Below are 6126 nucleotides of genomic sequence, written 5' to 3'. Positions count from 1 at the left end.
AAAATCAAAACCTTTAAGTGTATGGCTCAGAAATATCGTAATCGAAGAAAGAGGCACTTACTTCGGGCGTCCTTAATTTGTGGTATTATCAATTTCGAAATTTAATTTCGGGAGAAGTCTATTATAAAAATCGTCTTAACATTATACTCATTTAACTATAAAAAGCTAACACTTTCGACTTTTTTCCGTCACTTCGTCGTTGACAAGTCTCACCGTACATCTGTACGCCTTCGCCTTGTCGCCTAGAATTGACGAAAAAAAGTTCAAAAGTTTCGTAATCTTTTTATAGTTAAACGAGTATAAGTTGTCAAAACGATTTTATTATTCTTATATCATAGAGATGTAAAGTAGAACAAAATAATCAAAAAACTCACTTAACTTTCTCTTCCTCATAATCCCCAGCGCTACAAACCACCTGTTTACCACCACCGCGAACTTTTTTCTCAACCAAGAACTGCCCGCATTTTGGACAATCGCGCCCAATCGGCTTGTCCCAAGAGGTAAAGTCACAGTCGGGATAGCGAGCGCAGCCATAAAAAATACGATTGCGCTTAGATTTGCGCTCAATGACTTGCCCCTCATGACAAGTCGGGCAAATCACGCCAATTTCTTTGACAATGGCTTTGGTATTGCGACAGTCGGGAAAATTGCTACAAGCGTAGAATTTGCCATATTTTCCTAATTTGATAACCATGGGATTGCCACAAATATCACAATCAAAGCCAGCTGGCTCATCTTTTATCTGAATTTTCTCAATTTCTGTTTCAGCTTTCTCAAGTTCTACGGCAAAAGGTTTATAAAATTCGTCAACGACCTGCACCCATTTGCGCGAACCGTCCTCAACATCATCGAGCGAATGCTCCATATCAACGGTAAATTCAGTATTGACGATATTTGGGAAGAACTCGACCACCATATTATTGACAATCTCGCCAAGCTCAGTCGGCTCAAAGCGCTTAGCTGCAAGCTTAACATAGTAACGGCGCTGAATCGTCTCCAAAGTCGGCGCATAAGTCGACGGACGACCGACACCGATTTCTTCAAGCGTTTTAATCAGCGTTGCCTCACTAAAACGAGCGGGCGGTTGCGTGAAATGTTGCTCAGGCTTAATCGTATCTTTCTTGACAATATCGCCCACCGACATCTCTGGTAACATTTTATTCTTATCAGAATCATTGTAAACTGCCATATAACCGTCAAATTTAACTTGCGACCCATTTGCCGTAAACATGACACCATTTTGCGACAGATTGACCTTAACCGTGTCAAAAACGGCGGGTGTCATCTGACTCGCCACAAAACGATTCCAGATAAGCGTGTAGAGTTTCAGCTGATCCTTATCGAGATATTTGGCAATGCTCTCAGGCGTGTTAAAAACGTTTGACGGCCGAATGGCCTCATGGGCATCTTGAGCACCCACAACATTTTTAACCTTGCTACCGTGTTTACTATATTTTTCGCCATATTTTTCAGTGATGAAAGCCGCTGCCGCACCTTGAGCAACAGGCGAAATGCGTGTCGAATCCGTCCGCATATAAGTAATCAAACCTTGATGACCGTTTGGTCCAAGCGTAATCCCCTCATACAACTGTTGCGCCACAGACATGGTTTTACGCGCTCGAAAATTGATTTTATTGGCAGAATCTTGTTGCAAAGAAGAAGTCGTATAAGGCAAGGGCGCATTACGACGGCGCTCTTTCTTGTCAACCTTATCAACCGTGAAATCATTTGACGTTAGACGTGCCATGACCTCAAGCACATCCGCATTGTTATGCAATTTTTTCTTCTTGCCGTCTAAACCATAAAAATTCCCCGCAAACTTCTTCGTCCCTTTTTTGAAATTGCCGTCAATCGACCAGTATTCCTCAGGAATAAAAGCATTGATTTCCTTTTCACGATCAATGATAATTTTTAGCGCAATTGATTGGACACGACCAGCTGACAAGCCTTTTTTGATTTTCTTCCAAAGAATCGGTGAAATCGAATACCCCACCAAACGATCAAGAATCCGTCGCGCTTGTTGCGCATCCACCAAGTCCAAATCAATCGAACGCGGCTCTTTGAACGCATCCTTGACTGCATCTTTTGTAATTTCATTAAAAACCACACGGTTTTTATCTTGCACATCCAAGTTCAAAATATGTGCCAAATGCCAAGCAATCGCCTCTCCCTCACGGTCCGGGTCACTTGCCAGATAAACAGCTTTGGCATTTTTCGCCTCTTTTTTAAGTGAATTAATCAAAGGACCTTTACCACGAATATTGATATACTGCGGTTCGTAGTTGTTGTCAATATCAACAGACATGGTCGATTTTTTCAAATCACGAATATGCCCGACAGACGCCACAACTTTATAATTGCGCCCCAAATATTTCTCAATCGTCTTAGCTTTCGCAGGAGACTCGACGATAACGAGATTTTTCTTGATTTTTGTCGTTTTCTTCTTTGTTGCAGGTTTCTTTTTAGCAACTGTTTTCTTAACAGTTTTTGTTGCTGTTACCATAATCTTTCACTTTCTATGTTAAAGGCTTTCAACTAATGATAACGGCTTTTTTATCACTTGTCAAGATATATGTACGAAAAATGTTTTTCTTATAGGAGAAACATTATTTTTGAAACAATAAAAAAGCGTTTCCAACCTTGTTAGAATCAGCTTTTTAGAAATATTCTATCATTATTTTAAATTGACTTAAAACTCTTTTATTTAGTATCACATCAATTCTCAGCCAAAAAATCCGCAGCAGCACCAATCAAATTAGCATCATTTTGAAAATGACAAATGGCAATTTTCGGCATAATTGTTGCAATTTCAACTTTATCATAAACGACTTGTAAAGCAGCTTGCAGTTTGGGAATCAAAAAATCAGCTTGGGAAATACCGCCACCAAGTAAAACGATTTCAGGGTCTAAGGCATATTGCAAATTGAAAATGGCGCGTGCTAGACTGTCAAATAATCTAGCAACGCCGACTTCTGCAGCTTTGTCACCATTTTCCGCCAAGGCAAAAATTTCTTGACCATCGTAATCAGTGCCGTGTAACTCGTTGTAGTCTTTTGCCATGCGAACAGGGCTAGAATCGTTCGAGAGCGTGCAATCCTGCATGAGCATAAAGCCAAATTCCCCGCCCATGAGGTGCGCACCGTGGCGAATTTTTTTGTTGAGAACCACCGAACCACCGATACCTGTCCCGATAACAAAGAAAAGCAAATCATTATAATCTTTTCCCGCACCATAGGCAACCTCAGCAAGTGCTGCACAATTGGCATCATTTTCCATGGTAACTGGCAACTTAAAAATGCCTTCAAGTGCTGTTTTGATTGAGAAATTGTGGATATAAGGAATGGCTGAAGCGCCATAAATGACACCGTCTACCTTACTAACAGCGCCTGGACAGCTCATCGCAACACCTGTCACAGCAACATGAGCTGTTATTTCCGCCTTAATTTCTCCCATGATTTGGTAAAATGCTTCTAGCGTTTCTGGCGTATTTTTTGCGCCTTTGTTAGAAAGTTTGCCGTTTTCAAAACTTGCAAATTTGATTGTTGTACCACCAACGTCAATTGTTAAAAGTGCCATTTCTTTACTTCTTTCCTTTATTTTTTGAAAGCGTTATCACTATATGATAAGTATATAGTTTTATTTGATAATTGTCAAATCTCATTTTTCCAAAATCATCTCAATTTCAGATAATTCCTCAGCTGAAAAGACGATATTATCAAGCGCTTTGACATTATCTTGTAGCTGCGACAAGCGACTTGCACCAACGAGAACAGAAGTTATCACACCATCACGCAGAAGCCAAGCAATCGCCATCTCAGCCATTGTTTGATTACGACGTTTGGCAATTTCGTTAAGTTTGCGAACTTTTTCAATGTCCTGTTGCACCCGTTCTTCCGTCAAAAATTGAGAAGAGGAATGCGCTCGCGAATCTTCGGGTACATTTGTCAAATAACGATCAGTTAAAATACCTTGAGCAAGAGGTGAAAAAGCGATAGCACCCAAACCAAGTTGAGTCAAAGTTGGTTTAAGTTCGGCTTCAATCTCACGATTGAGTAGGCTATAATTGGGCTGATGAATCACAAAAGGCGTTTTCAAGTCTGCCAAAAGCTGCGACATTTTTTCAGTATCCTCAGCCAAATAATTCGAGACACCAACATAAAGCGCCTTACCATCACGATAAATTTTATCAAGCGCCATTGCCGTTTCTTCAAGCGGTGTCTCGGTATCACGGCGATGATTATAAAAAATATCAACATAATCAAGCCTGAGCCGTTTGAGCGATTGGTCACAACTCGAAACCAAATATTTGAGACTGCCACCGTTACCATAAGGTCCCGACCACATGTCATAACCAGCTTTTGTAGCAATGATAAGCTCATCACGATAGGCTTTCAAATCTTCAGCGAAAATACGACCAAAATTTTCCTCCGCAGCACCAGCAGTTGGCCCATAATTATTTGCCAAATCAAAATGAGTAATTCCCATGTCAAAAGCACCACGAACAATTTCTTGTTGCTTGTCAAATGGTGTTGAACTTCCAAAATTATGCCAAAAACCAAGTGAGATAGCTGGCAATTTCAAACCCGAACATGGAATTTTATTGTAAATCATTTTGTCATAGCGTTTGTCGCTAGGTAGGTAGTTGTTGGACATAATGTCCTCCTTTTTAATTTCATATCGATACAAATAGAGAAAAAATTTTAAGTCACTTTTCGATGTAAAATAATCTCAAAAGCATACTCATCATAGCGATGAACGCTAAATGAGTACTCAAAAGCACTCCCATTATTCAAGAAACCAACTTGTTCAACGACAGCAACAGGATCATGCGGCTCAAGAGATAAACGTTCACTCTCAAGTGTCGTCGCCTTACGCACCGTAATTATCCGCCGCGCCGTTGAAATCGCTAACTTCAGCTCATGTTCAAGATAATCATAAATTGAGCTTTCAACATCTCCAAGACTCAAACTCGGAACAATCGCAACAGGCATGTAAGTTGTTTCCATAACGACTGGTTTCCCATCAATATTTCGCACACGCTCAATCTTATAAACTGGTGCATTTTGAGCAATATTGAGCTTACTTGCAACATTTTCAGGACTTTTAACTGTCTCAAAAAGATGTACTGTACTCGTTACATCATGATTAGGATTGAGTGCGGTCGTTCCGCGAAACTGGTTCGCCATGACCATTTGCTCCATCTCGATTGGATTGATACTCTTGACAAAAGTTCCCGCACCACGGCGTTTGCTGACAATGCCCTCATCCACCAAAATATCAATCGCTTTTTTGACCGTCATCTTACTCGCATCAAATTTCGCCCCAACTTCCGACTCACTCGGCAATTTATCGTTAGCCTTGTACTTACCCTCAACTATTTTATTACGAAAATAGTTGGAAATCTCGACATATTTTTTCACTTTTTCTCCTTTCTGACGAAAGAAATAGTTGCCTTTATTATCATTTTACAGTAACTTTTGCGTTTTGGCTAGCTTATTTATGATAATACTATAAATTTTTGGCAAACAGCAGATGAAGATGATAAGATTTAGCTTAGCAACTAAAACACCTATGATAAGAAAAGCGATTTTCAAAAATAACTGATACCAGATTCTGACAAAAGCTTGTGCATAAATTTCTTCATCGGAAAGCATTTTTTCATTTAAAGCGATAACTTCAACGATTTGATAAAGATAAATCGTCACAAATAGTGTTAAAATAAATAATGAGATGAAAATGATTGCCATAAAATCACGCTTGGGACTAATCAGCTGATAACATGTCATTGTCAAAATAATCAGAATACTCCAAATAAATGATAGAAACTTTTTATTTGACAACTTTAAATGCTTAGAATTTGGAAATTTCATCTTGTAAATGCCGTCAAGTCCACCATAAATGAGACCATTTTTGAGTAAAGTCCACCAGAATTGACAGGAACTTGCAACGATTTTGTAAAATTGATCAAGCCAAGTTGTTAGTTTATGCTTATTTTTCATCATTAGACTTCTCCCGAAATTAAATTTCGAAATTGATAATACCACAAATTAAGGACGCCCGAAGTAAGTGCCTCTTTCTTCGATTACGATATTTCTGAGCCATACACTTAAAGGTTTTGATTTTAGC

General features: G+C 39.3%; 5 protein-coding genes. All 5 read right to left on the bottom strand.

The features are described from left to right. Positions 1 to 370 precede the first annotated feature (370 nt). Positions 371 to 2503, bottom strand: a complete 2133-nt coding sequence (gene topA, locus Hs30E_RS10230; protein WP_172209849.1) for a type I DNA topoisomerase — start codon at positions 2501 to 2503, stop codon at positions 371 to 373. Between the two features lie 212 nt (positions 2504 to 2715). Next, the gene (locus tag Hs30E_RS10225; RefSeq protein ID WP_172209848.1) at positions 2716 to 3576 is read right to left on the bottom strand and encodes an ROK family protein; all 861 of its coding nucleotides are present in this window, start codon (positions 3574 to 3576) and stop codon (positions 2716 to 2718) included. Between the two features lie 81 nt (positions 3577 to 3657). Further along, positions 3658 to 4653 (bottom strand): aldo/keto reductase, encoded by a 996-nt coding sequence (locus Hs30E_RS10220; protein WP_172209847.1) that lies wholly within the window; start codon positions 4651 to 4653, stop codon positions 3658 to 3660. A gap of 47 nt (positions 4654 to 4700) precedes the next feature. Further along, entirely contained in the window at positions 4701 to 5420 is a 720-nt protein-coding gene (locus tag Hs30E_RS10215; RefSeq protein ID WP_172209846.1) for a GntR family transcriptional regulator, read from the bottom strand. Between the two features lie 45 nt (positions 5421 to 5465). Then, entirely contained in the window at positions 5466 to 5999 is a 534-nt protein-coding gene (locus Hs30E_RS10210; protein WP_172209845.1) for a hypothetical protein, read from the bottom strand. Positions 6000 to 6126: the final 127 nt, after the last annotated feature.

The sequence above is a fragment of the Pseudolactococcus hodotermopsidis genome (assembly GCF_011170085.1).
Lineage (GTDB): Bacteria > Bacillota > Bacilli > Lactobacillales > Streptococcaceae > Pseudolactococcus > Pseudolactococcus hodotermopsidis.
This window is presented reverse-complemented; position numbering and strand designations above follow the sequence as displayed.

What these genes read in the sequence shown, in the direction of transcription:
- topA (WP_172209849.1), bottom strand. Translation starts at nt 2,503, where the DNA reads ATGGTAACAGCAACAAAAACTGTTAAGAAAACAGTTGCTAAAAAGAAA.
- Hs30E_RS10225 (WP_172209848.1), bottom strand. Translation starts at nt 3,576, where the DNA reads ATGGCACTTTTAACAATTGACGTTGGTGGTACAACAATCAAATTTGCA.
- Hs30E_RS10220 (WP_172209847.1), bottom strand. Translation starts at nt 4,653, where the DNA reads ATGTCCAACAACTACCTACCTAGCGACAAACGCTATGACAAAATGATT.
- Hs30E_RS10210 (WP_172209845.1), bottom strand. Translation starts at nt 5,999, where the DNA reads ATGAAAAATAAGCATAAACTAACAACTTGGCTTGATCAATTTTACAAA.